The organism is Rhodococcus sp. IEGM 1351, from assembly GCF_030056875.1.
GTDB classification, from domain to species: Bacteria; Actinomycetota; Actinomycetes; order Mycobacteriales; family Mycobacteriaceae; genus Rhodococcus_F; species Rhodococcus_F opacus.
This window is the reverse complement of record NZ_JASHKU010000100.1, coordinates 1-656: the sequence shown is the minus strand read 5'-3', so window position 1 is coordinate 656 and position 656 is coordinate 1. Positions and strand designations below refer to the sequence as shown.

General features: G+C 66.3%; 1 protein-coding gene. It reads left to right on the top strand.

What is annotated here, in order from left to right; genetic code table 11:
* Window positions 1-656 (top strand): condensation domain-containing protein (locus QM806_RS42045; RefSeq protein WP_283295051.1); only part of this gene is annotated, 656 nt, incomplete at both ends.

Here is a 656-nt window from a genome sequence, read left to right as displayed (position 1 = left end):
CCGTTGTCGCCCGCCCAGCAACGCATCTGGTTCCTCAACCAATACGACACCACCACCCCCACCTACAACATCCCCCTCACCCTCCACCTCACCGGCCACCTCGACACCACCGCCCTCCACCACGCCCTCACCCACCTCATCCACCGCCACCAACCCCTCCACACCACCTACCCCCTCCACCACGGACACCCCACCCAACACATCCACCCCCACCCCACCACACCACCACTCACACCCACCCCCACCACCGAAACCCAACTCCCCCAACACATCAACGCAGACACCACCCAACCCTTCGACCTCACCACCGACACCCCCCTCCACACCCACCTCTACCAACTCGACACCACCCACCACACCCTCACCCTCGTCCTCCACCACATCGCCGCCGACGGCCACTCCCTCACCCCACTCACCCACGACCTCACCACCGCCTACACCGCCCACACCCACCACCAACCACCCCACACCACACCCCCACCCCTCACCTACACCGACTACACCCACTGGCAACACCAACTCCTCGGCACACCCGACCACCCCACCCCCACCACCCAAACCCAAACCACCTACTGGACAACCACACTCACCAACCTCCCCGACACCCTCCCCCTCCCCACCGACCGACCCCGACCCACCCACCGCACCCACCACGG